This window comes from Vibrio sp. 1F279, from assembly GCF_041439815.1.
GTDB classification, from domain to species: domain Bacteria; phylum Pseudomonadota; class Gammaproteobacteria; order Enterobacterales; family Vibrionaceae; genus Vibrio; species Vibrio tasmaniensis_A.
In genome coordinates, this window is record NZ_JBGOOU010000002.1 from 190,813 (window position 1) to 216,034 (window position 25,222).

The 25,222-nt window shown below is 43.3% G+C and carries 24 protein-coding genes; 14 read left to right on the top strand and 10 right to left on the bottom strand.

Annotated features, from left to right (window positions below):
* The first annotated feature begins 44 nt into the window (after positions 1 to 44).
* From ACED60_RS02645 to gltS, 3 genes are all read left to right on the top strand, one after another.
* Positions 45 to 2,009, top strand: a complete 1,965-nt coding sequence (locus ACED60_RS02645) for an acyltransferase family protein (RefSeq protein ID WP_371726872.1) — start codon at positions 45 to 47, stop codon at positions 2,007 to 2,009.
* A 187-nt stretch (positions 2,010 to 2,196) separates the two neighbouring features.
* On the top strand, positions 2,197 to 2,553 hold the full coding sequence (locus ACED60_RS02650) for a YibL family ribosome-associated protein (protein WP_009846095.1): 357 nt from the start codon (positions 2,197 to 2,199) through the stop codon (positions 2,551 to 2,553).
* Positions 2,554 to 2,869: 316 nt separating this feature from the next.
* Positions 2,870 to 4,096, top strand: a complete 1,227-nt coding sequence (gene gltS / locus ACED60_RS02655; protein ID WP_371726873.1) for a sodium/glutamate symporter — start codon at positions 2,870 to 2,872, stop codon at positions 4,094 to 4,096.
* A gap of 99 nt (positions 4,097 to 4,195) precedes the next feature.
* Here gltS and norW read toward each other — a convergent pair whose 3' ends face one another.
* From norW to ACED60_RS02675, 4 genes are all read right to left on the bottom strand, one after another.
* The gene (gene norW, locus ACED60_RS02660; protein WP_135381922.1) at positions 4,196 to 5,365 is read right to left on the bottom strand and encodes an NADH:flavorubredoxin reductase NorW; all 1,170 of its coding nucleotides are present in this window, start codon (positions 5,363 to 5,365) and stop codon (positions 4,196 to 4,198) included.
* Position 5,366: 1 nt separating this feature from the next.
* Positions 5,367 to 6,872 carry an anaerobic nitric oxide reductase flavorubredoxin gene (gene norV, locus ACED60_RS02665; protein ID WP_371726874.1) on the bottom strand — a complete coding sequence of 502 codons (1,506 nt, stop codon included), beginning with the start codon at positions 6,870 to 6,872 and terminating at the stop codon, positions 5,367 to 5,369.
* Positions 6,873 to 7,427: 555 nt separating this feature from the next.
* Entirely contained in the window at positions 7,428 to 8,084 is a 657-nt protein-coding gene (locus tag ACED60_RS02670; protein WP_371726875.1) for an NAD(P)H-dependent oxidoreductase, read from the bottom strand.
* A gap of 323 nt (positions 8,085 to 8,407) precedes the next feature.
* Positions 8,408 to 9,274, bottom strand: a complete 867-nt coding sequence (locus tag ACED60_RS02675) for a hypothetical protein (RefSeq protein ID WP_009846100.1) — start codon at positions 9,272 to 9,274, stop codon at positions 8,408 to 8,410.
* A 564-nt stretch (positions 9,275 to 9,838) separates the two neighbouring features.
* On the opposite strand from ACED60_RS02675, the gene ACED60_RS02680 reads away from it, so the two are divergent.
* From ACED60_RS02680 to ACED60_RS02690, 3 genes are all read left to right on the top strand, one after another.
* Positions 9,839 to 11,731, top strand: a complete 1,893-nt coding sequence (locus tag ACED60_RS02680) for a PTS mannitol transporter subunit IICBA (protein WP_371726876.1) — start codon at positions 9,839 to 9,841, stop codon at positions 11,729 to 11,731.
* 191 nt (positions 11,732 to 11,922) lie between these two features.
* Entirely contained in the window at positions 11,923 to 13,071 is a 1,149-nt protein-coding gene (locus ACED60_RS02685; protein ID WP_065679363.1) for a mannitol-1-phosphate 5-dehydrogenase, read from the top strand.
* Positions 13,072 to 13,121: 50 nt separating this feature from the next.
* Positions 13,122 to 13,658: an MltR family transcriptional regulator gene (locus ACED60_RS02690; protein ID WP_371726877.1), complete on the top strand. Its 537-nt coding sequence runs from the start codon at positions 13,122 to 13,124 to the stop codon at positions 13,656 to 13,658.
* A 32-nt stretch (positions 13,659 to 13,690) separates the two neighbouring features.
* Here ACED60_RS02690 and ACED60_RS02695 read toward each other — a convergent pair whose 3' ends face one another.
* The 4 genes from ACED60_RS02695 to ACED60_RS02710 all read right to left on the bottom strand — a co-directional run bounded on the left by ACED60_RS02695 (position 13,691) and on the right by ACED60_RS02710 (position 16,214).
* A complete protein-coding gene (locus ACED60_RS02695) occupies positions 13,691 to 14,107 on the bottom strand; it encodes a glucosamine-6-phosphate deaminase (RefSeq protein WP_371726878.1) in 417 nt (138 codons plus the stop codon).
* Between the two features lie 32 nt (positions 14,108 to 14,139).
* Positions 14,140 to 14,415 (bottom strand): hypothetical protein, encoded by a 276-nt coding sequence (locus ACED60_RS02700; protein WP_009846105.1) that lies wholly within the window; start codon positions 14,413 to 14,415, stop codon positions 14,140 to 14,142.
* Positions 14,416 to 14,518: 103 nt separating this feature from the next.
* Positions 14,519 to 15,319, bottom strand: coding sequence for a glucosamine-6-phosphate deaminase (gene nagB, locus ACED60_RS02705; RefSeq protein ID WP_102257676.1), 801 nt, complete (start codon positions 15,317 to 15,319; stop codon positions 14,519 to 14,521).
* A 541-nt stretch (positions 15,320 to 15,860) separates the two neighbouring features.
* Positions 15,861 to 16,214: a DUF413 domain-containing protein gene (locus ACED60_RS02710; protein ID WP_371726879.1), complete on the bottom strand. Its 354-nt coding sequence runs from the start codon at positions 16,212 to 16,214 to the stop codon at positions 15,861 to 15,863.
* A gap of 156 nt (positions 16,215 to 16,370) precedes the next feature.
* On the opposite strand from ACED60_RS02710, the gene ACED60_RS02715 reads away from it, so the two are divergent.
* Positions 16,371 to 17,261: a LysR family transcriptional regulator gene (locus ACED60_RS02715; protein ID WP_029225450.1), complete on the top strand. Its 891-nt coding sequence runs from the start codon at positions 16,371 to 16,373 to the stop codon at positions 17,259 to 17,261.
* 210 nt (positions 17,262 to 17,471) lie between these two features.
* Here ACED60_RS02715 and ACED60_RS02720 read toward each other — a convergent pair whose 3' ends face one another.
* On the bottom strand, positions 17,472 to 17,675 hold the full coding sequence (locus ACED60_RS02720; RefSeq protein ID WP_004732734.1) for a hypothetical protein: 204 nt from the start codon (positions 17,673 to 17,675) through the stop codon (positions 17,472 to 17,474).
* A gap of 236 nt (positions 17,676 to 17,911) precedes the next feature.
* Between ACED60_RS02720 and ACED60_RS02725 the strand changes: the two genes are divergently transcribed.
* The 3 genes from ACED60_RS02725 to ACED60_RS02735 all read left to right on the top strand — a co-directional run bounded on the left by ACED60_RS02725 (position 17,912) and on the right by ACED60_RS02735 (position 20,507).
* A complete protein-coding gene (locus tag ACED60_RS02725; RefSeq protein ID WP_371726880.1) occupies positions 17,912 to 19,360 on the top strand; it encodes an AlkA N-terminal domain-containing protein in 1,449 nt (482 codons plus the stop codon).
* Between the two features lie 82 nt (positions 19,361 to 19,442).
* Entirely contained in the window at positions 19,443 to 19,925 is a 483-nt protein-coding gene (locus tag ACED60_RS02730) for a methylated-DNA--[protein]-cysteine S-methyltransferase (protein WP_371726881.1), read from the top strand.
* Between the two features lie 198 nt (positions 19,926 to 20,123).
* Positions 20,124 to 20,507: a hypothetical protein gene (locus ACED60_RS02735; RefSeq protein ID WP_012601209.1), complete on the top strand. Its 384-nt coding sequence runs from the start codon at positions 20,124 to 20,126 to the stop codon at positions 20,505 to 20,507.
* Between the two features lies 1 nt (position 20,508).
* Here the strand turns inward: ACED60_RS02735 and nhaD are convergent, their stop codons facing one another.
* On the bottom strand, positions 20,509 to 21,948 hold the full coding sequence (gene nhaD, locus ACED60_RS02740; protein ID WP_012601208.1) for a sodium:proton antiporter NhaD: 1,440 nt from the start codon (positions 21,946 to 21,948) through the stop codon (positions 20,509 to 20,511).
* 426 nt (positions 21,949 to 22,374) lie between these two features.
* On the opposite strand from nhaD, the gene ACED60_RS02745 reads away from it, so the two are divergent.
* The 4 genes from ACED60_RS02745 to ACED60_RS02760 all read left to right on the top strand — a co-directional run bounded on the left by ACED60_RS02745 (position 22,375) and on the right by ACED60_RS02760 (position 25,151).
* A complete protein-coding gene (locus tag ACED60_RS02745) occupies positions 22,375 to 23,112 on the top strand; it encodes a nucleoside recognition domain-containing protein (RefSeq protein ID WP_371726882.1) in 738 nt (245 codons plus the stop codon).
* Complete coding sequence (locus ACED60_RS02750) at positions 23,112 to 23,579, top strand: YjiG family protein (RefSeq protein ID WP_004737023.1); 468 nt, start codon at positions 23,112 to 23,114, stop codon at positions 23,577 to 23,579. Before ACED60_RS02745 ends, ACED60_RS02750 begins: the two co-directional genes overlap by 1 nt.
* Positions 23,580 to 24,225: 646 nt before the next feature.
* Entirely contained in the window at positions 24,226 to 24,612 is a 387-nt protein-coding gene (locus ACED60_RS02755; RefSeq protein WP_009846114.1) for an MAPEG family protein, read from the top strand.
* Between the two features lie 8 nt (positions 24,613 to 24,620).
* Positions 24,621 to 25,151 (top strand): hypothetical protein, encoded by a 531-nt coding sequence (locus ACED60_RS02760; RefSeq protein WP_009846115.1) that lies wholly within the window; start codon positions 24,621 to 24,623, stop codon positions 25,149 to 25,151.
* Positions 25,152 to 25,222: the final 71 nt, after the last annotated feature.

A 25,222-nucleotide genomic window follows, 5' to 3' on the forward strand; every position in this document is an offset into this window, starting at 1 on the left:
TAGTTTTAGGCCGTTTATTGATTTAAGGTTATAACGAATAAATAATGAATAAAAATTTCAGGTATGACATCAATGCATTACGTGCATTAGCTGTCTCAATCGTCGTCATTTTCCATTTTTTCCCGGGTTTTATCACTGGCGGCTTTTTAGGTGTGGATGTGTTTTTTGTCATTTCAGGCTTCCTGATGACAAAGATTATCATGTCGAGTTTGGAAACTAATACCTTCTCATTAAAGGGCTTTTACTTAGCGAGGGCAAAACGCATTATTCCTGCTTTAGCGGTCATGTGCCTTGTTGTGTTACTCGTTGGCATTATTTACCTAGACCCTTGGGCGTTAAGAAAACTAGGTAAGCATATTCTCACCAGTGTCGGGTTTGTTTCTAACCATACCTATTTAAAAGAGTCGGGATACTTTGATGTGGCCGCGCAAAGCAAGTGGTTGCTTCACACTTGGTCTTTATCCGTAGAATGGCAATTCTATGTATTATATCCTCTCGTTTTAATGGCGACCTACAAGTTATTCGGAGCTAAAGGTGCAACCGTTGCTATTGGAACGACTCTAATAGGAAGTCTAGCTTATAACTATGCGTATTTGGGGAGTTCGGCTTCTTATTACACATTACCGTCTCGTGCATGGGAACTGCTCGCAGGTTCGGTAGTTGCTTTGAAAAGAGAGCGCATTGAATTCAAAAAATCCAATGTTCAGTTATTGCTGTTAGTTGCTATTGCCTCACTGTTTATATCTCCTTTCATGATCGACAGCAGCACACTTTGGCCGAGTCATGTGACGCTTATTCCGGTCATTGCTACCGCGATAATTCTGCTTTTGAATTTGGACCTCAATTTTACCTTTCATAAATCACGGCTGATACAAGGGGTTGGGTTATGTTCCTACTCAATTTATCTCTGGCATTGGCCTATTAGTGTTTTCATTAAGAACCTCACGAGCAACACTATTACTCACAATATAGTTGGAGTAATGGTATCGGTATTGATGGGGATCCTTTCATTTAAGTTCATTGAAAGTTACCGACCTAAGGAGACACGCAAAGGCGGTAAGTTCTTTTTGAACTATTACCCTCTCATTCTTGCTTCCTTTATTGCCTTGATAGGGCAGGTTATTTATGAAAGTGAAGGATTACTTTGGCGCCTGGATAAAACACAGCTCGTCATTGCACAAAGTGTCTATGACCGGAATCCACGAAGCGGAGAGTGCCACGTCGAATTTGGACCATCTCCTGAGTGTCACTATGGCTCAGGACCCGTATCCGCGATTGTTTTAGGCGATAGTCATGGCGCATCGATAGTGAGAAGTGTTGAGGCGTCAGCACCTAACGATACATCGGTCATCGACTGGACGAGAAGCGCATGTCCGACGATTTCAGGTATCAAAAGAGTGCTTTCAAGTGGTGAGTTATCAGAAGAGTGTGGGGATTTTGTCTCAGCATCGTTAATTAAAGCTAAAACTAATTACCCTAACGTTCCTGTTGTTGTCATTAACAGAATGGGTGGCTATCTTTATGGTTCGAATGAAGATGGGTGGCAAAGTGAGAACGAAAAGATCAGTTTAATCGCAGGAGATAAAAGGTTTCAGACCAGATCGGAAGAGTACCTGAACTCAATCTTATCCAGTTTTGAAAAGACCATGTGCGAGCTTAGTCAATCTAACCCTGTTTATTTGGTCAAGCCAATCCCTGAGCTTAAGAAAGATGTACCTAAAACTATGTATAAGTATTCGATTTTAAATCAATCTGATATTTCGGTTTCTATTCCTCTTGAAGAGTACCGACAAAGAACCGCATTGATTACGAAATCTTATGAAAAAATCAGCCAAAACTGTCGAGTTACTCTTATAGACCCTGAACCGATATTTTGTGATGATCAGCAGTGCCTAGGGGATATCAACAATCACCCAACATACGTTGATGACGATCACCTGAATGAATTTGGTGCTGGCCAACTTATTCCTCAATTTCGCGAAAAAATATGGGGTCAATCAGCTCCGTAGGAAATGCTCATTCGCCCTTATTGTTTACACGAGAGAATAAGGGCGTTTCTGTGTTTGGAGCTATTGTGTTGGTCTTAAATGATTCGTTTAGGTAGCGATGTTTAAGATAAATTTCGGTTCAAGTGAACCATTGTGCTATACTCCGCGCCCCAATCCGAATTGGCTTGTTAAATCTTAGGAAATTATTATGAGTGTTAAAAACGAACTTCAACAAATTAACAACCGTCTAGACAAGTGTCGCAACAAGTTAGCGGCTGCTAAAACTCGTAATGATCGTCCTGTTGTTCGTCAATTTGAAGATGAGATTAAGAAGCTAACCAAGAAAATCGCTCAGCTGAAACATAAAGAAAGCTACGATGTGAACCAAGAGCGTAAGTCTCTGGTTGATATGCCATTTAAGCGTGAGATTACTAAGGCTGAACAAGCGGATATGGGTAAACTTAAAAAGTCTGTTAAAGGATTAGTAATTGTTCACCCAATGACCAAGATCGGTAAAGAGCTTCGCATTGAGGTTATGACGGGTTACGCACCGAAAAAATTCTAATTGCCAGTGATGGTGATGAAAAAGGAGCTAGCAATAGCTCCTTTTTGCTTTTTTAGGTAGTAAAAAAGCAGAGTCAGCGGTAAGAATACTCACGCCGTTTTCAACTTTTTAGAGGTGATTGTTGTCACAAATCCTTTTATCTCCTATAAAAGTTAACGTGCCACTAACATGGCACCAAGTGAACGCAGTAATGTGTTCGCTTTTCGAATCTACAATTTCTCTCCAGTTTGTATAAATATAGGTAGAGCAGCACAGATAATTACAGATAAAACTAGACTCGTTAAGGAAGATGAGAACGTAAAAAAATAGAGGTTATATGAATCAATTAATTTCAATTGGACCACTAGAATCCTTCCTAATCGCGATTAGTGTTTTGTTTCTAGGTCATTTCGTCAATGCAAAGCTTCCTGTTCTCAAAAAGTACAATATCCCAGAGCCCATTGTCGGCGGCTTGATTGTCGCTTTTGCTATTACAGCCCTGCACTTTAACGGCCTTGATCTTGAGTTTTCTTTGCCCTTGCAGAACACATTTATGTTGATGTTCTTTGCAACGGTCGGCCTTGCAGCTAACTACACACAGCTGATGAAAGGTGGTGCCAAGGTATTCCTATTCTTAGGGGTGGCTTCGGTTTACATCATTATCCAAAACGGTGTAGGCGTAACCTTAGCAACGACACTAGGCCTTGAGCCCTTGATGGGTTTGATTGCTGGCTCTATCACCCTTTCGGGTGGTCACGGTACAGGCGCGGCTTGGTCTCAAACTTTTGCAGACACGTTTGGCATTGCAAATACGTTAGAAATCGCAATGGCTTCAGCGACCTTTGGTTTGATCATCGGTGGTATTATCGGTAGCCCAGTGGCGCAAAAGCTGATTGATAAAAACCAGCTTGAATCTGAGTACGGCACTGGCACACAAACCCACGAGCGTTTTCCTGAGCTTGTTACTTACAACGAGTATGAAGAAGACAAAGTAACAGCGAAGAAGGTGATTGAAGTATTGTTCATCCTTCTTATCTGTATCACAGGTGCGAAGTACCTAGAGCAGTGGGTGGCGACTTTTGAAATTTCTTGGTTGATGATTCCTGACTTCGTTTACGCGTTGTTTATCGGTGTGTTCATCACTAACGTTTTTGAAGTGACTAAGCTACATAAAACCAACAGTGAAACGGTCGATATTCTTGGTACGGTGTCATTGTCGCTGTTCCTAGCGATGGCGCTAATGAGCCTTAAGCTTTGGAACATTTTTGACCTTGCGATTCCGTTTTTGGTTATCCTTGCGGTTCAGGCGGTGGTGTTAGGTATCTTCTCTTACTTTGTAACGTTCAAAGTAATGGGTTCTAACTACGACGCAGCGGTTATGGCGGGTGGTCACTGTGGTTTCGGCCTAGGTGCAACACCAACAGCGGTAATGAACATGGGTTCTTTGGTGAACCGATTCGGCCCGTCGCCACAAGCCTTCATGGTTGTACCAATCGTGGGTGCCTTCTTTATCGATATCGTTAACCTGATCATCCTTCAAGGTTACATCTCGTTTATCGGTTAATGTTCGTCTTTGCTTAAATGCGATGAGCTAATTGCACTAAGATGAACACAAGAAAGCCAGTCTGTTGACTGGCTTTTTTTGTATTAGCGCTTCTAGAACCTATGCGGGTGAGCTTGCTTGTAGCTCTTTAAGGAGAGGAAATGCGGCTTTGCTGTGCTCTCCAGTGACAATGAATCCAACCAACTGGTTATCTTCATTGAAGCCTTTAGCGACAATGCCTTTAGGATCGAATCGAGTTTCCCAGCTCTGAGCAGTGTGAATATCGCGCCCTGCGAGCTGAATAGGATAACTCGGTGTTTTCACCTTGGTGATCATATGAGGCAAGCTGAGCTTTGCTTCGCCCACTTTGCTCTCTCCGTTACCCATAGCCAGCTGCTTAGCCAATACGTTTGCAGACAAAATAGCGGGCTGAAGATAAGCCATCACACGCCCCTCTATTTCGGCGCAGTCACCAATCGCATACACATTTTCGACACTGGTTCTCATGATGGTATCGACCACAACCCCTTTGTTTACTTCTATTCCCGCTTGTGTGGCTAACTGCGTGTTTGGTCTTAGCCCTGCTGCGGCAATCACGATATCGGTTCGTATCAATCGAGAAGAATTGGTTTGCAACCTCACTCCATCAGAAAGATACGTTGCGCGACACACTGCAGAATCGGTTTCGACGGTAACACCTGCTTTTGTCAGTTCCCTTTCCAATTCAAGCGAAACGAAAGGTGGCACTAGGTTATTCAATAGATAACTTGCGGGTTCGATAATCGTGACATCTTTACCCGCAGTTTGAAGGTCGAATGCGAGCTCGACCCCAATCAAGCCTCCACCCATCACGGTGATGCGTTGAGCGCCATCGATCTGAGCTTTGTGTTTATCAAACTCTTCCAAACTATTTAACGTAATGGTTGCGCTGCGTTTAAGCCCTTCCGTTGGTGGTATAAAAGGCGTCGCGCCGGTCGCTAATACCAACTTTGAATAGTGGATAGATTGGCCATCAACATAAACACACTGCTGCTCAGTATCTATCTCGCTCACAAGTGCTTTGGTTTTGATGACCACGTTGTACTGCTCTGCCAATTGTTGAGCGTTATGTACTGCCAGTGTTTCCGGCGTTTGTTCCTGACTGAACGCGTGCGAAAGATTCGGCTTACTGTACTCAACCCCGGTATCGGCGGTGATCATAGTAATCGTGATATCTTGGTCAAGCTTACGTACCATCTTGATGGTTTGTAGGGCCGCGAAACCGCCACCCACAATAACAATGTTCGACATGCTACTTCTCCACAAACACTTCTTTGCCTAAATGGCATTCAGGGCAAAGGAAATCATCAGGTACTTGCGCCCAAGCAGTTCCAGGTTCGACGCCTTGGTAGGGTTCGCCCAATTGTGGGTCGTACACCCATTCGCATACTGTGCAACGCCAGCAAGTGCAGTCTGCACTGTGTACTGGCTTATCTTGAGCGACTTCTGGTTTCAGCTCTGTTGTGTCTTTGAGCTCGGCAGTGGTGTTTGCCGGTGCTGGTGTGGCTTCAAGCGGTGTTACATTACGTGATACTTGTTTCGGTGTGCTCACTTCATCTGCTTCTACACGCCAAACCTCGGCCAGTGTCATGCCGTAATCGATACATTGGCGAAGAGCGTCTGTGTCTGGTTTCCAATGGATGTGTTGCGGCGCACTCACCTCGAAGTTTGCTTCACGTAGTCGAGCGTCGATACGTTTTACTGCGCCGCCTGTCCAACCTGAAGAGCCAAATGCTGCGGCTCTTTTTCCTGCAAAACGTAAGCCGTGGATCTCTTCTAGTAGCGCAGCGATTTGCGGCATCATCACATTGTTCATGGTCGATGAGCCGACTAGAACCCCTTTTGAACGGAAGATATTGGCAAGGATGTCATTCTTATCGTGCTTAGAGATATTAAAGACTTTGATTGCTGTTTCTGGGCTGCCTTTACGGATACCTTTTGCGATTGCGTCAGCCATCATGCGAGTGTTGTTCGACATGGTGTCGTAAACAATCGTGATACGATCTTCTTTGTAGGCTTTAGACCACTCGTAGTATTGCTCAACAATTTGCGTCGCGTTGTCGCGCCAAATACAGCCATGAGAGGTGGCGATAACATCAATAGGCACACCTAAGCTCAATACTTCTTCTATCTTCGCTTTCACCAAAGGCGCGAAAGGTGTGAGGATGTTCGAGAAGTAACGCAGACATTGATCATGAAGCTCGACTTGGTCTAGCTGATCGTTGAATAGGTTTTCATCACAGTAGTGCTGACCGAACGCATCGTTGCTGAACAGGATTTCGTCACCTGTGAGGTATGTTGCCATTGAGTCTGGCCAGTGCAGCATTTTCATCTCAACAAAGATGAGTTGCTTACCGTTACCGACATCGAGCGTGTCGCCAGTTTTAACGGTTCGGAAGTTCCAGTCCGGCTGATGGTGATGGCCAACAATCGAGTTAACGCCAGCTTCTGTGCAGTAGACGGGTGTGTTTGGAATTTTGGCTAATAGTGCTGAAAGGGCACCTGAGTGGTCTTCTTCAGCATGCTGACAAATGATGTAGTCGATCTCGTTGATGTCGATTTCCATCTCAAGGTTTGCAAGGAATTGTTCAGTAAAGCGATGATCAACGGTATCAACAAGCACCGTTTTCTCTTCACGAATCAGGTACGAGTTATAGCTGGTACCTTTGTTCATGTGGTATTCCTTACCATGGAAGTGTTCTGTTTCCCAATCGTGGACGCCAACCCAGTGAACATTTGATTTAACGTGAATAGTCATAATGATAATACCTTATTTAAATATCTAAGGTCATCATTGCACTAGTTGTGCCATGTTTTTAAGTGCCTGTTTTCAATGTGTTTGTTTGGGGTTTATGTTATCTGGTGAGTCATTTTGACGTGCTGAGTTTTATGGTTAAAATGAATCTTAGGTGTCTTTATGACTTTGTGAATTTATAGCGGTTTGGCAAGAAAATTAATGATGTTTGCTCAGAAAGAGCAGGGTGAGGAACATGTTTCAACAAAGGGGATTATAGCGTAACTCCTGCGCTTCGCGAATTAGAACACGTGGATTGATCAAGTATTGGTGATCTAAAAAGCGGCTGGAATGGCTAAAGCTGAGATAGAAAGGATGGATGCGAAATACAGACATGAAAAAGGCCAGACGAGTGTCTGGCCAAAACAAGGCAGTGTAATTTAACAGTCTGAAGTGCTGTTGAAACTATATTTTGTAAAACGAAAAAGCGTTTTAAAAATTAAAGCGTTGTAGCAGTTAAGCGTTGTAACTGTTTAACGTGTTATAGCTGTTGATTCATTCGTCATCTTAATTAACGAGTTAAAGCGTCGTCACGATTTCATCAAGAGCTAGACGTGCTTTTGGTTTACCGTGGTTATAGTCTTCACCGTCTTTGTGGTAGCCGATTGCTAGCGCTACATCAACAACGTGACCGTCTAGTTCGTCAGCAAACTCTTCACCTATCATAGCGGCATCTACGCCTTCCATCGGTGTTGAAGCAATACTAAGGCGTGCTAGCGTGTGCATTGTGTTACCTAGTGCGATGTACACCTGAGACTTAGTCCAGTTTCCGTTGAAACCAGTCTCATCTGTGTTCATTTCTGCGAATGCGTAAGCCCCTAAGAACTGCTCGTACATTTCAGCAGGTAGGTGACCAGAGCTTACTTCTGTGTCAGCACGCTTTGCGAATTTCTCTTTAGTGTACTTAGGATCGTGAGCAAACAGGATCGTATGTGACGCTTCTTTCGCATGCGGTTGGTTAAACTGGAACATGTTCTCGAAAGTATTGTGGAAGCGTTGTTTTGCTGCGTCACTCTCAATGATGATGAATTTCCAAGGCTGAGAGTTGATAGAAGAAGCTGACAAACGAAGTGCTTCTTTGATTACTTCCATGTCTTCCACAGAGATGCGCTTTTCTGCATCGTATTTTTTAGCTGTGTAGCGAGTGTTTAGATCTGAAATGATTGGATGAGTCATGTTGAATCCTAATATCTATCAATATAAATGTTGTAGGGTTTTATGTTCGGTAACGTCAACAATAAACGGATAACGCATTTAGGCTATATCTCTATAGAAGTCGTTTCTAGAACAGTCAGCCTCTAAAAGGCTGAACGCTTAAATGGCTATCGAACATGCCCCAATAAATCGAGTATCTGCGGTAGCTCAAGTCGATGGGTGTAAGATAATAGAAGATTGGCTTGGGAAAAATAGCGAACACATCAAATCACTATGGTTAACAATGTCCATAATGATCTGATTAGTGTGATCTGGATGTGTATTGGTTTTCGAAAATCAGCCAGTTAGTAGGCTTTGATTCCATATTGGCGCAATAAAGAAGGAAGTACGCTGTCGAGGTTTGGGATATCTTCAGGGTTAAGTTCAATCAAGCTAAAACCGTGCTCTTGGTAAACTTTCTTGGTCGCATTTCGTTTGTCTTCTTCTATAGGGCCTGAATCTGTTCCCCAGAACTGAATGTATACCTTGCCGCTTGGCAGGTAGAAATCGCTCATTACTTCTTTTGATATCGGGAGCGGACGTTCATAGGCATGAACCACTCCCGCCATATAAAGCCAGTTATCGATGATCAGCTCTCCCTTTGAACGTACATAATGTCCGTCTAAGGTTCGGTGTTTCGCCTCAAATTTCTGACGAAAGCTAGAAAACGAGACATCGGTAGAGTGGCTTTCAGCATCATGCCCTAGAAATTCGACAACAGACTGCTTCAAACGTTTATTGCGAACCAATGAATCGTGCCATACCACAAATAGGTTTTGAGTCGCTTTATCTTCCCTTTGCTCACCGCCTGCTTTTAAGCCTGTTGAGGTGACATGCCAACCATCTTCTTCACGTGTTATCCAACCAAGCTCGCTGAGCAACAGGTTAATTTTTTTTGCGCTAAGTTGAAAGGCACTGCCTAGTTGAGTTGCCGTTAGCGTTTTTCCAGAGAAAGAATCTAGGTCGATGAGTAGTTTTTCTGGCCAGACAATAAAGACACCAAACTTCTTGTGTTCGACATACTCCCCACCAAAGCTTTCGCCTCGTTCTGTGAGTACCCAACGCTCCTGTGAACGCACGATATAGCCAGCTGTTTTCAAATCACTGAATAGAGCCTTCGCTTCTATCCCTTTTTGTTTGGCTAGTGCTGATGTGGAAATCTTGTCTGGCATAGTCAGTTTCTCAATTAGCAGTAGAACTGCTGATTAATGTTGAGGGGCTGTTGTATAGAATAGGGAAATACAATAACACAACTGTTGATACTAACTGCAGTTCACTGGTCCATGTTTTTAGTGAGTATTCGCTCTCATTTTGAATGTTAAGCAAAATGCGGTCTAACTTGTAATTAAATTACAGCTTTAGGTTTTTTCTCATCTTGGTGCATATTTATCATTCGTAATACGATGTTCTTTTATACGGCTTATATGGATCTTAGATTCTATATTTTATTAAGTGTGATTTGTGTCACCATTTATTTTTAAGTGTTACAAAATAAAGTGTGATGTGGATCTTGTGTTAATGATATTCACTCTCATTAATTTGGCTTTGTAATTTAAATTCATAGTGTTTTTGTGATACAAGGTGCACTCGTTAACCCGAAAGTGTTTTTTGCGTGTGATGGTTGTCACTAAAATTGGGCTGAGGTGCATTTTGAAAATGTTGTGATACATTTTAATCGACTTTTGAGTACACACTTTCGGTCATTTGACCAACCAATACATTACGGGGTTCTACCTATGTTATCACCAGAAGCAAAGATTAAGGTTCAAAACTTTGGTCGTTTCTTATCCAATATGGTAATGCCAAACATCGGCGCATTCATTGCGTGGGGTTTCATTACTGCACTATTCATCCCAACCGGTTGGTGGCCTAACGAAACGTTAGCATCAATGGTTGGCCCTATGATTACATACCTATTGCCACTGTTGATTGGTTACACTGGTGGTAAAATGGTTGGTGGTGACCGCGGTGCGGTAGTGGGTGCCATCACGACAATGGGTGTTATCGTTGGTACTGATATCCCAATGTTCATGGGTGCAATGATTGTAGGTCCACTAGGTGGTATCGCAATTAAGAAGTTCGATGAAGCTGTTCACGGTAAAGTGAAGAGTGGTTTCGAAATGCTAGTGAACAACTTCTCTGCGGGTATCATCGGCATGATCTGTGCGATCATCGCGTTCATCGTGATTGGTCCTGCGGTTAAGATTCTGTCTGGCGGACTTGCTGCTGGCGTAAACGCAATGGTGGAAGCGGGTGCACTACCTCTAGCATCTATCTTTGTTGAACCTGCGAAAATTTTATTCCTAAATAACGCAATCAACCACGGTATCTTCTCTCCACTAGGTATCCAGCAATCTGAAGAGATTGGTCGCTCAATCTTCTTCCTAATCGAAGCAAATCCAGGTCCTGGTTTTGGTCTTCTACTGGCTTACATGGTGTTTGGTACAGGTAGCGCAAAGCAATCTGCGGCTGGTGCATCTATCATCCACTTTTTAGGTGGTATCCACGAAATTTACTTCCCTTACGTTCTAATGAACCCACGTCTAATTCTTGCGGTAATCGCAGGTGGTATGGCTGGTGTATTCACTAACGTAATGTTCGATTCTGGCCTTATTTCTCCAGCATCACCAGGTTCTATCTTCGCAGTCTTACTGATGACGCCAAAAGGCTCTTACATCGGCGTGATTCTATCGGTTATCGCAGCAACGGCAGTATCGTTTGTTGTAGCGTCAATCCTTCTTAAAACATCAGCGCAAGATGATGAGGAAGATTCACTAGAGAAAGCTTCAGCACAAATGAAAGACATGAAAGCGTCTTCTAAAGGTGCAGCAATGGGGGCAGATATCAACCTAGCTGACGTGAAAGCAGTATACGTAGCGTGTGATGCGGGTATGGGTTCAAGTGCAATGGGTGCAGGTCTACTTCGTAAGAAAGTTGAGGCAGCGGGCCTAAATATCACGGTAACTAACTACGCAATCAACAACTTACCAGCTGATTCACAAATTGTTATTACGCATAAAGATTTAACAGACCGTGCACGTAAAACCATTCCTGGTGCAATGCACATGTCTCTGAACAACTTCTTAGATGGCGCAGTATACGACAACCTAGTAGCAGAACTTGTTGAAGCACAAAGTGGTGAAGCGAAGGTAGAAGATCCGGCTCCTACGGCAGCACCAGCTCAAGAAGGCAACAAGCTTGCACTGACTAATGACAGCATCTTCCTTGGCCTTAAAGCGACTCAGAAAGAAGACGCAATCAAGTTTGCTGGCGAACAATTAGTAAAACTTGGCAACGTATCACCAGAATATGTAGACGGCATGTTTGCTCGTGAAGAGCTTGTGTCTACTTATCTAGGTGAGTCTATCGCAGTACCACACGGCACAATCGAAGCGAAACAGTACGTACAAAAAACCGGCATTGTTTTCTGTCAGTACCCTGAAGGTATTCAATGGGGCGGAGATGAAGATGATATCGCGAAGATGGTTATCGGTATTGCCGCACAAGGCGATGAGCACAACATGGTGCTGATGGCTATTACCAATTCACTCGATGATGAAGACGCTGTGGAATGCCTACAGAACACAGCAAACCCTGCTGATGTTCTACGTATTCTCAACGGAAACTAACAAGCTCTAGTCAAGCTCCTGAGTGAAGGAGGCCAGTATCCCCCTACTGGCCTCATTTCCGGTCTCAATCTTTATCTGTAGATAAAGGTTCGGTCTGAATAGGTCACTGCTTAATGCCTAGGACGTGATTGAAAGCGGCATGTGTTTGAGTGGTTAGCTATTTAGATTCAAATATTTATAAGGTCAAAATTATGAAAGCGTTACATTTTGGTGCAGGTAATATCGGTCGTGGTTTCATTGGTAAGCTTCTTTCTGATGCTGGTATGAAGGTTACGTTTGCTGACGTAAATGAAACGGTTGTAAATGCGTTAATTGAACGCCAAGAATACCCAGTTAAGATTGTTGGCGAAGAGTGTGTTGTCGAAGTTGTTAAGAACGTGTCAGCAGTAAACTCAGCGACAAGCGCAGTAGTAGATTGCATTGCTGAGTCTGATCTTGTGACGACAGCAGTGGGCCCTACGGTTCTTAAAATCATCTCTAAGTCTATCGCTCAAGGCATTGAAAAGCGTGCAGCTGCAAACAACACTGCACCAATGAACATCATCGCGGCAGAGAACATGGTTCGCGGTACTAGCCAATTAAAAGCAGCCGTGTTAGAGCACCTTTCTGATGAAATGAAAGCGTTCACTGAAGAGCACATTGGCTTTGTTGATTCAGCGGTTGACCGTATTGTTCCACCGGCAGAAGCGGGCGAAACAGACCCTCTAGCGGTAACGGTTGAAACGTTCAGCGAGTGGATCGTAGACCAAACACAATTCAAAGGTGAGATTCCAAATATCCCAGGTATGGAATGCACTGACAACCTAATGGCTTTCGTTGAGCGTAAACTGTTTACGCTAAACACAGGTCACTTAGTAACGGCATACCTTGGTGTGCTTGCCGGTCATGAGACTATTAAAGATTCTATCGAAGACGACGTAATCCGCGCTGAAGTAACAGCGACGATGGAAGAGAGTGGTGCGGTTCTGATTAAGCGTTACGGCTTTGATCCAGAAGCTCACGCTGCCTACATCCAAAAGATTCTCGGTCGTTTTGCTAACCCGTTCCTACGTGATGAAGTAGACCGTGTTGGCCGTCAACCTATTCGTAAGCTGAGCCCACAAGATCGCCTAGTTAAGCCTCTAAACGGTACATTAGAGTACGGCCTACCGAATGCTCACCTAGTAAAAGCAATCGCTGCTGCGTTCCATTACAAGAACGAAGACGACCCTCAAGCGGTTGAACTTCAAGCAATGTTCGCAGAAAAAGGCTTTGCTGAGACATTAGCGCATTATTCTGAGCTGAATAGTGACTCAGAAGTTGTTAAACTAGCGGAAGAAGCTTATCTAGCATTGAAATGATAAACCATCAAAGTGCCACACCAGTGGCACTTTATTCTTTTAGAGCAACCATGCCCATACATACAACACACGAATCAGAGTTACTTGAAGAACTAGCCGAATCAGCTGATGCTGCGGAGTGCCTGTTGTGCGCCTACGATGTCTTAGAAGACATGCTGGACGCTTTGTTGAAAAGTATCTTCTATAAAGATGACTACGCAGTAAAATTTGTTGTTGACCCTCTCCTCACCACCGATGGCCCTTTAGGGGAAATTCTGGTTCGAACAAAATTATTGTTAGGGTTAGGCGTGATCAGTAAAGAGGTGTATGACGATATTGAAGTTTTCGTTACTCTAAAAGAGTGGGTAAATATTCAAGAAGGTGAGGTGAATTTCTGGGACCAAGATGTCGTTTTTGAACTTAATCGTATCAATGCTATTCAAAAAATGATGCCAATCGACTACGCCCCGGAGTTGGTCGAAGGCATGTCTGATGATATGAAGCGTATGTTTTTAGAGCGCCATTTTCAAAAAGTGCGCTCTACGATAGTGCTAGCGGTTAATGATATACATCAGCAGTTAGCGAAAGAGAATGTGCTGACCTCTTAAGCTATCTCTAGGTAGTGAAAGTAAGCTCGGTGCTATTTATTATCTACTTTTGTCAACCACAGATCACACTGATCGATGAGCTCTTGCAAAAATTGTGTTGGGTTCGCAAGTTTCTCATTTCCTTTTACACTTGTTGTCGTTACCTGCCAAAAACTCAGTGAGACTAGGTTTCTTTTGTATAGGAACTCATTTAACTCTGCTGATGAAAGCGCAAGGGTCTCCCCAAACACATCATATAACTGTTGTATAACTGGCTTTAGCTCTGTGATAGTGCCTTTCAGAAACTGCTCTGAAGTCAGGTTTTCAATGGCTTGGGTATCACTAGAACTGTTTTGTTTACAAAGTGCTCTAATCGACTGGTAGAGTGAGTTTTCCAATCTTTGTACTGAAAGCAGAGCTTTTCCAAGTAGAGATAGTTGTTCATTGCTTAGATTAGTTGTGTCTGTCATTTAAGTCAGTTCCTAATAAATTGAAGTCTGTTTTACCTGAATTTTGAGCTAGCTTGTTCGGGCGTATAGGTGTCTGCATTGAAAATAATATAGTCACCGCTTATCAATTTTTCACATTGAATTTGTCCTTTAAAGCCAATGCTGCACAGTTTTTTTAGCAAGTGTGGCTTGGCGTTATCGTAGACAATATTTAAAAAAGGAAGGTGGTTAGAGTGAACTACGTTATGTAGATTAAACTCTTCTAATGCCTCTGAGAGGTGATCACTGTCAGTCAGTTCGATGACCTCGACAATTTCATTCAACAACATGTCTATTTCCATATTTTTTAGTTGATAGCGATTGTGACATAAAAAAAAAACCACTTCCGATAGAAGAAGTGGTTTTAATTCTACAATCAAGATCTACATCAAATTATAGGTCTTGAATGTTCTCAGCTTCTAGCTCTTGGAAGTAGCGAAGAGTCTTAACTTTTAGCTCTTGTTGAGCTGGCTCATCAGCAACGATGATAGCTTTACGGTGCATCTGTAGAGCGGTAACAGTCCACATGTGGTTTACAGAACCTTCGATAGCCATTTGAAGCGCTTGCGCTTTGTTGTGGCCTAGAGAAAGGATCATTACTTCTTCAGAATCTAGAAGAGTAGCAACACCGATAGTTAGTGCGTATTTAGGAACTTGGTTGATGTCGCCATCGAAGAAACGAGAGTTCGCGATACGAGTGTCTTCAGTCAACGTTTTGATACGAGTGCGTGAAGATAGAGAAGAACCTGGCTCATTGAACGCGATGTGACCGTCGATGCCTACGCCGCCCATGAACAGGTTGATTTTTCCGTATGAACGGATTTTTTCTTCGTATGCTGCACAGTGAGCATCGATGTCTTCAGCTTTGCCGTCTAGCAGGTTGATGTTTTCTGCTTGAATATCAACGTGGTTGAAGAAGTTTTCGTGCATAAATGTGCGGTAAGACTCTGGGTGGTTTGGTTCGATACCAACGTACTCATCCATGTTGAATGTTACAACGTGCTTGAAGCTTACTTCGCCAGCTTTGTAAAGTTCAATTAGCTCAGCGTAAGTAGTTAGAGGTGTGCTACCAGTAGGAAGACCTAGTACAAATGGACGCTCAGCAGTTGGAGCGAATTTGTTGATCGAATCTGCGATATGACGAGCAGCCCATTTACCTACTTTTGCTTTGTTGCTTAATGGAATAAGTCTCATTGATTTTGCCCCTAGAAATTAAATATTATAGTGTTCTGAAACATTAATTCGCATTATAAAATAAGTTGTCAGATTCCGCTATTGTTTTAGGTCAAGTTTTTGCCTTTTTGATCATATCTGTGATTGGAATTCTCAAAATTGCACAATTATTGTATGGATATTTGGTGGCGTTAAACAAGATTAATACGTTTGTCATATATCGTCGGATGGATTTGATTCAGGGGCTGAAGGATCAACAAACTTTATTGGATGAAGGGTAAGGGGGCAATGAAAATACGATCAAAGTATGGTGGCTATGTGGCACTGCCGTACAAAAAATAAGGAAGTTTCGCCGACAGGCGTGAATTATCATTGGGTATATTTAAGAATAGTGATTATTCAAAGGTATCACTATGAATTGTATATAAATATTGGTAAAACTGGACAGGTTGGCTAAACTTATTAATTACGAAGAAGATGCGAGTTTATTTTAAGTTCCCGCTAATCCGAGATGAACCCAAAAAAAGCTCAAAGTGATGAGGTATCACTTTGAGCTGTTTTACTAATCTTCTAACACTAACTCTCTTTCGTATTCTTCCCGAGAAACTTCGCTGCGTTTGCAGCCGTTTAGGGTATGAAAGCGACGGCGTCCACGAGCCAGTTGAATGTACTTCAACCAAACACGCTCTAACTTGGACTTCGCCTTATGAGGGTGAGACAACACTTTGATGAAGTGTTTTTCTTCTGAGTTGCTTGGCGAAAGTTCGCCAGTCTCAAGTGCATGCATAGTGTCACCAAACAAGGTTAGGATTTCCTCTTCTGAAAGAGTAAAATCACCCGACTTAGCAAACCCTCGTGGGAATTTAATGGTGTCATAAAAACGTTTTTTTCCGTGTCGGAATTCGGTCTCAGACATATCAGCCTCAGTAATGTGGTTAGATAGAAATTAGTGTTTATTGCTCACGCGAAAATATTGTTAAAAGGCTAAAATAGGAAACAAAACGTTTTTGCCTTTACGATAAACAATCCTAGATCGGCTAGTTAGCAGATTTATTACAGAGATGTATTTTTGATGGATGTGAAAGTATTTAGAACCTTTCTTGAGGTTGCAAGGGTGCGACATTTTGGGCGCGCAGCTGAAAACTTGTATTTAACACAAGCGGCGGTAAGTGCGCGGATCAAACAGCTTGAAGGCTACTTTGATACTCAGCTCTTCATTCGTGACCGCAATAACATCAAGCTGACCTCTTCTGGTGAGCGTTTGATTGGTTATGCTGAAGTGATGGTATCCACCTTACAACAAGCCAAATTTGAGCTGTCGTTAGAGAGTGGAAAAGCGTTGCAGTTAACACTGGGTGGCACACCGAATATCTGGGATGCGTATCTACAAAACTGCTTAAGTGTGGTGACCGACTCTTTCGGTGGCTACGGCTTTATGGCCGAGGTGATGGGGCGCGAGCAACTGAACCGTAATTTGTTAGAACGAACCTTAGATATGGCTTTCGCTTTTGATCAGATCAAAGCGGAAGAGCTGAACTGTAAAAAAGTCGCTGATTTGGTTTTGGTGTTGGTATCAACGCAGCAAGATGACCTGGAATCTGTATTCCAACATAAATACGTTTATGTCGATTGGGGAACGCGCTTCGGTTCTGAACATGCCGAGCGTCATCCTAAAGTTCCAGCACCTTATCTACGTACCTCAACGGCTCGTATCGCTTTAGATTTTATCTTAGAGAAAGGTGGCAGTGCGTATTTACCTGTTTCTATGGTTGAACCTTTTATCGAGTCGGGTCAATTGCACAAGGTCAAAGGGGTTGAAGACTGGTATCGCCCAATTTACCTGAGCTACCGTAAAAGCAGTACTTCGGTTGATGCTATTATTCAGGTTGAGAAGTTGGTTAATGAAATTGACCCTTCGACTGCCTACACGTTGCAACAAGCCGCTGAACAAACACCAGAGTAACAGCTGTTTCTGTAACCAATATGCTTTGTTGATTAAATAAAAATGGCTCCTAACTAGTTACATAGTTGGGAGCCATTTTTGTTTTTAAACCAGAAATGTACTTCTTTCGGAACTAGAGATCGTTTCTAATTCCATAAATATCGTTTAAGCCTGGTATGTGTAGCCTTTTTTAAAAGCCCTATCACTTCAAAGCACTATTCTTCGAAAATTCTAGAGATTCATTAGATTCTCAATAGACTCTTCAAGAGAGTGTGACAGGTATGAATGGATTTGATTGCCATCCGTTGCGTCAATCTCAATTTTAGAAATCCCCTTACTCGCTTCGTCTTCAAGAAAGCTGAGAGACTGCTCGACTGATTGACTGGTGAGAACCTGCTGGTTTGATAAAACAATACGACACGTGTGAAGAACCATAGCCTTTTCCTTTTTATATTCGACAGGTCTCTGCATCTTAGTGTGCTAAGTACCTATCGTTGACGTTGTGAGAAGAGTTTCTTCTCAAGGTTAAATTTAGTCGAATTGCGTAAAAAGAAAACCCTTTTTTGTGATTTATCTAACCTTCAGTTCCGAAAGTGGCTAGCGACAATGACAGTTCACGGTAAACTTTTAGGTATCGGAGTAAAAATTATGGCAAATGGGAAGAGCACAGCATGTCGAGAAATATTCATCACAACAGTACGTTAACGAGTGAGCAGTGTCATTTAGCTCGATACGCGCGAGATGCTCGCTTTGATGGGATGTTTTTTACGGCGGTAAAAACAACCGGAATTTTTTGTCGTCCGATTTGCCCGGCAAGCCCGCCCAAAGAAGAAAATGTCGAGTATTTTTCTCATCAAGCTCAGGCATTGAAAGCGGGTTATCGCCCTTGTTTACGTTGTCGTCCAGACAGCGCGCCTTTTTCTCCGGCTTGGAAAGGTGTTGAAACGACTTTCTTGCGTGCTTTACAGTTGATTGATCATGGTGCGCTGAACTCAGGGTCAATCGTCGACCTTGCCACTCGATTAGGTATTTCAGACCGCTATTTACGAACCTTATTCGATAATTACATCGGCGTATCACCAAAGCAATATAGCCGTTATAGCCAATTGATGTTTGCCAAGCAGTTACTGCACACCAGTAGCATGAGCATTACCGATGTCGGCTTTGCGAGTGGCTTTAATAGCACGCGCCGCTTCAATGATGCCTTTCAAAAAGAGCTGCAGCTCTCGCCAAGTCAAATCCGAAGAGCTAAGCCAAGTAACAATCTAAGTAATCATATCCAACTCAGTTTCCATGGCCCGTTGGACTGGGATCATTTGCTGGGCTTTTATCGACGACGAATGATCGAAGGCTTAGAAGAGGTGGGCGACGGTTATTACCAACGCACAGTGAACGTGAACGGCTCGAAGGGCTGGTTCAAGGCCACTTTAGCCAAAGAGAGCAGCTTGGATATTGAGTTTGAGTTGGATGATATGAGCCAATTAAGAAGTTTGATCGCCAATATTCGACGTATGTTCGACCTTGATGTTGATATCAGCAAAGTTGAAGATTTCTTTAGCACCATTGATCCCAACTTGGTGGCTAAGAGTGGTATTCGTATCCCTGGTGTGTGGAGTGCTTGGGAAGCCGGAGTAAGAGCGATTCTCGGGCAGCAAGTCTCGGTAACAGCGGCCATTGGTCAGCTTAACTTGTTGGTGCGAGAGCTCTCTGGTTCATATCAGGTTTCTGATTTACAAGAGCAAGCTAATTCACAAGATTGCTCTGACTTACAACAAATAGCTGATGCATCAGAGAAAGCGTATTTCCCAACACCTAAACAAATAGCTGATGCTGATGTGAGCTTTCTAAGAATGCCTGGAAGTCGTAAGGAAACCTTAAAGCGTTTTGCCCAATACATGGTCGACAACGAAGCTGAGCATCCTTCTAAGTGGATTGATCTCAAAGGTATTGGTCCTTGGACGATTCAATATGCGCTGCTGCGCGGGCTCAGTGAACCTAACCACTTGCTAGTAGGCGATTTGGTGGTGAAGAAATTCATCGAGCATCGCCCTACCATTAATGCAGAGAGTGTTTCGCCTTGGGGAAGTTACGCCACGTTCCATTGTTGGAATCAGTCTTAAACGATGTTTCAAGTGGAATAGAGAGACCTCTCTGATATAGAAGCAATGAACAAACATCAGAATTACCAAGCTAGGAGATATCATGACTAACCGTTTTACTTACTACGAGAGCCCTCTGGGCGCCGTGACGTTACAGGCGAACGATGAAGGGCTGCTCGGCCTTTGGTATGAAACTCACACTACCAAACCTGAACAGTTAGGTGTTCAAGATGATAGCTTTCCGATCTTCGCGTTGGCTATCAAACAGCTCAATCGTTATTTTGCTGGTGAAGCAATCCAGTTTTCTGTGCCGATCGCAGCCAAGGGTACTCCATTTCAGCTGTCGGTTTGGCAGGCGCTTACTACCATTCCTTATGGAGAAACATGGAGCTATGCTCAATTGGCCGATGCAATTGGTAACCCTAAAGCGGTGCGTGCAGTGGGTTTGGCAAATGGCAAAAACCCTGTGTCTGTGATTGTGCCGTGTCATCGTGTGATAGGTAAAAATGGAAAGCTGACGGGTTATGCGGGTGGCGTAGAACGTAAACAACGCTTGTTAGTGATTGAGGGAAGAAAACAAACTTAGAAAGCTACTTAGCTAGCGACTTGAAACTCTGTTCTGTCGGTTAAGGTTGAAGGTTTGTACGACTGAGGAGGAATATTAAGAGGCCTCAAGCGTGACTCTGCAATAAAAACGTGACTTTGCAATAAATTCGCCACTTTCTGGAAAATAATGATTTGGTTGCATATTATTTAGCCATGTTTTTTAGGCAAGGATGCCCAAATGAATAACCATCACTTTCTGATAATAGCTTTCACTAGTGTGTTATTGCTGACCGGTTGTTTAACTGATACTAGTCGCCCCTTTGAAGTACCGCAGCTTGTTTTGTTCAAAGGGATGTATGAGAACGCGGACGATAACAGCTATCTACTTTTTGAGTCAGGACAAATGACCTATCAAACAATCGGTAACACGGTCACTAGAACTTATCGTATTGAAAATGATTTGATTAACATTGAGTTGAATTCAGGAAATAGCCGAGTGGATTCTGGGCTGATGATGCGTATTCAACAAGAAGGAGCGGTGTTAACCTGCAACCAGTGTCCAGCAGTGCAGTTAAGCAACGTCTGGACACGTGTTGATACGCCTTTAGTTGATATGCCTTAGACTAGAACATATCACCGTTCAGCCATAGGTGAGCGGCGATACTGACCCCATAACCAATCATGATTACTGGCATCCATTTCAAATGGCCAAAGAAGGTGTACTTACCATGTGCAGCCCCCATTAATGCCACACCAGCGGCACTACCAATAGACAATAAGCTGCCGCCAACGCCCGCGGTTAGGGTGATCAGTAGCCAGTTGCCCATCGACATTTGGGGTTCCATGGATAACACGGCAAACATCACCGGAATGTTATCGACAATAGCCGATAAGATCCCCACCATGACGTTGGCCCAAATTGGATCCCACTGGCTATACATCACGCCCGAAGCTAATTCCAAGTAACCAAGTAGACTCAAGCCACCGACACACATTACCACGCCGTAGAAGAACAAAAGCGTGTCCCATTCGGCATGAGAAACTCTTCGAAATACATCGAACGGCACAACAGAGCCGAGTCGCTTCAGGGCGCCTTCATCGTTATTGGCGATCGCTACCGCCTTTTTCTTGGCGAGTGAGTTGGGCAAAGTCTTGCGTAAGTAATAGCCAAAGAACTGCAGATAGGCGAGCCCCATCATCATGCCCATTACTGGAGGGAAGTGGAGTACGGCATGGAAAGCAACAGCGGTCGCTATTGTCATAATAAACAAGAATACGATGCGCCTCGCACCACGTTTTAATTCAACGTGTTGATGGACTGTGTCGGGCTGAGTGGTGGGTACAAAGTAAGACATGATCAACGCAGGGACGAGGTAATTCATCACCGAAGGAATAAACAAAGGAATGAACTCACTAAAACTCACATAACCAGCCTGCCACACCATGAGCGTTGTGATGTCTCCGAATGGACTGAATGCACCGCCAGCATTGGCGGCTATCACGATATTCACGCAAGCTAGGTTGACGAATTTAGGGTTAGAACCTGCCACTTTAAGAACCACAGCGCACATCAGTAGAGCTGTCGTGAGGTTGTCGGCGATAGGTGAGATAAAGAAGGCCAGAATACCGGTTATCCAGAACAAAGAGCGAAAGTTAAAGCCTTTGCCTACCATCCACGCTTGCAGCGCATCAAACAGTCTCCTCTCTTCCATGGCGCTAATGTATGTCATGGCGACGAGTAGAAAGAGTAATAGCTCGGCATATTCCAGCAGGTTGTGTTCGAGCGCTTGTTTAGCGACTTCAACAAGGTTGTGTTCTTGGTAAGTGAAACCAATGATTATCCAGATCAGGCCTGCAGCAAGCAAAACGGGTTTGGACTTTCGGAGCTTTAGGTATTCTTCCATCATCACCACGATGTAGGCGACAACGAAAATGGTCAGCGACAAGTAGCCAGCGAACGAGCTAGTTAGCTTGAGCGGTTCTCCTAACTGAGAAGTGGCAGCGCCTGCTACCGTGGAAAAAAATAACAAAGAGAGAACAGCAGAAAGCTGGATACCTAACATGGATTACGCTCCGAAGTTAATAAGTTATTAACACGGGTAAAAGCGTAGACCTAAATAACCATGTGCAGTGTGATAGATATCTTAATAATTCAATAGATTATATAGAAAACAGTAGATTGGGTGAAAACGTGAGATCACGATGAAAGATTTCTTTGAGCTTTCTATTCGAAGCCTGATTATTGTGGCGATTATGTGCGTTTTTGGTTGCGGTGTTGAAGCTAGGTTTGTTTAGTTTTGTATGAGAAATATTCTAATTTTTTTAGCGTATACCTCTACTTTAAAATTTGAATCACAGTTTTATATGTTGCTTTGGTTCTTTTATTTAAACCGATGCACTATTTGATTTTGGTCATTAACCTTTTGATCATTAGTTTGCACTATCTATACGTGTTCTGTTCCACATAAACGAGATGTATAGAGGTCCTTATGACTAATCCAACCAAAACCGATCGTAAAGTCACGATCGGCAGCTATATCGCACTCGCGTTCGCGATTGTGTTCTTTTCAGGCTTAATGCAGTCCAATGAATGGTATGGAGTGCTCGATTTTACGACGCTCAACGGTTCATTTGGTAAGGTCGCTTACGATGTGAGTGAGTCGGCTGATGGTATCCAAGCGGCAACGACGTCACTGCGTGGTAAAGGCGGTAGTGGTGCGCGCGACGGTTTCATTTTTGCATTGACACTTATTCCGACCGTGATGTTTGCATTGGGCATGATTAACGTACTTGAGCACTACGGTGCACTGGACGCGGCTCGTAAACTACTAACTCCACTACTTCGTCCTTTAATGGGCATTCCAGGTAACTCAGGCTTGGCACTGATTGCTTCTCTGCAAAGTACCGATGCGGGTGCTGCGATGACACGTCAGCTCAAAGATGAAGGGCATTTGACTAAGCGTGAAACCGATGTGTTCACCATGTTCCAGTTTACTGCGGGTGCGGCGATCGTTAACTTTTTCTCTTCAGGTGCGGTGTTGTTCACTCTAACGGCGATGGATGGTTCTTTGGCAGTGACATCGTCAATAGGTCTTGCTGTTGCGGTGATGTTTATCTTCAAGTTTGTTGGTGCGAACTTATTCCGCCTTTACCTCAATATTACTGAAGGTAAAGAAGACAAAACAAAATCAAACAAAGAACAAAAACTGGAAGAGGAAGTAGCATAATGAGCGAAGTTAAAGCAAAGAAACCAATGGTTACTGATATTTTCGTTGAAGGTGCTAAAAAAGGCTGGGTTATCGCGACAACCTCTACAGTACCTAATGTTCTGATGGCGTTTGTGATTATTAAGGCGTTGCAGATTACTGGTGCACTGGATCTGATGGGTAGTGTGTTTGCACCTATCATGGCGGTATTTGGTTTACCGGGCGAAGCGGCAGCAGTATTGATTGGCGCGTGGATGTCGATGGGTGGTGCAGTCGGTGTGGTTATCACGCTATTTGACCAAGGCATTCTGAACGGCAACCATATTGCTATCTTGGCGCCAGCTATCTACTTGATGGGTTCTCAGGTGCAATATATGGGACGCATCATGGGACCAATTGGTACTGAAGGTCGTTATATCCCTGTGATGATCGCGATTTCAGTATTGAATGCGTTTGGTGCTATGTTTTTGATGAACATTATTTTGTAACGTGGCTTTGAACGGTTAGCTACTATTTGAACGGTTAGCTACTAATAGCTTTTCGACGTTGAAAAAAGAAACCCCGTTTGGTTTTCACCAAACGGGGTTTATTCTTTTTCGTAGCCATCCTGCTACTGACGTTGTTACTTATTTTTTAATAAGGTCACGTATGCTCCTTGCATCGTTCCTTGATTTGGCTAAATCCTTTAACCTATCCAATCCATCGCCTTCCTAGCGGTGTCCATGCTAACTCATCATCCTGACAAGTGACTCTATCCTAGAGTAAAACTTCCTTGCTGATCACTCATCCTAAGCCATCAAATCTTCATCCTGAAGATACCTAATCCGTTAGGCTTTTCCTGTTCCTGCCAACTCCCTGTCGACATGAGTATTAAACACTTTGGAGGCTTTATTCGCAATTAGCCTTAGGAAATAAATATCCTCGTTAACTAAAATAAATATGCGTGGATTCATATAAAACAAGGGGTTGGGTTTGTAATTTTACTTTTTTCTGCGAAGCTTGACTGTGATCTCTTACGTTCGGTGTGAGAGATCTCTTACAAATTTTCGGGCGCGAATATCATTCGTTGTCGAACTCATCCGTCGATAGGTGAGCGAAATACGCTCAACAAACTCAAAGTAATAGGAAAATATAATGGTTACAGCACTTTACGCAGCCTTGCTGACGGTCGTAATGATTTGGTTGGCGATAGAAGTCATTAAGCAAAGACGAATCAATCTGGTTGCTCATGCAGATGGCGGTGTTGAGTCGCTACAGATAGCACGTTCCGCACAAAGTAATGCAATGGATTACATCCCAATTACGGTTATTTTGATGGGCTTTTTGGAGATGAATGGTGCCAGTGTGTGGCTTATTCATGCCATTGGTGTTGCATTTATTCTGGGGCGTGTGATTCATGCAAAAGGTATTCTGGCAAAAAACTTAAAGGGTAGAAAAGTGGGCATGGTGTTGACGCTTATCTGCATGATCTCTTTGATTGTCCTAAACTTAGCTTACCTACCTTTTGATAAAATGTTCTAGGGAGCATTATGGCATTGCGCCTTCCTCCTGCTTGGGCGATTGTCCTTGCAGGTCTCATACTGAACGTCATGGCTATTGTCATGTCGAGCTTGGTGCTCGACAAGATTGAAGCGGAAAAATCGGAATACAACGATCGTAAATACGGCAATGTGTACTCTATACAATTGGCCTGGAATACGATCGAAACCTTAGAGCGCAAGCGTGAAGCCATTCTGATCCACCTAGATAAACCCTCAACAGAAACCGCTCAACCTGCCACCATCCTCGATGAAGCGCTGCGCGGCCAACTCCGGAGTTGGGTGAGTGAGGAGGTGCCAGCCATCTCGTTGGCTAATTTACCCAAGCTTATGATGCTGATAAACAGTGCTCAAGAAGCCCAACGAGCACGAATTGATGACTACTATTTGGATAATCTGACCTTGGTTGAATTAATCCAAAGGCTCGATGAAAAAATGGCTTTCTACAAGAATATCGCCCTGTTTCTTCAGGTGTTTGGTTTAGCACTTATCTTAGCTCGCGACCTCGCTAGAAGGCCTTAGTATTTATCTATTTACTTACTTACTTACTTACTTACTTACTTACTTACTTACTTACTTACTTACTTACTTAC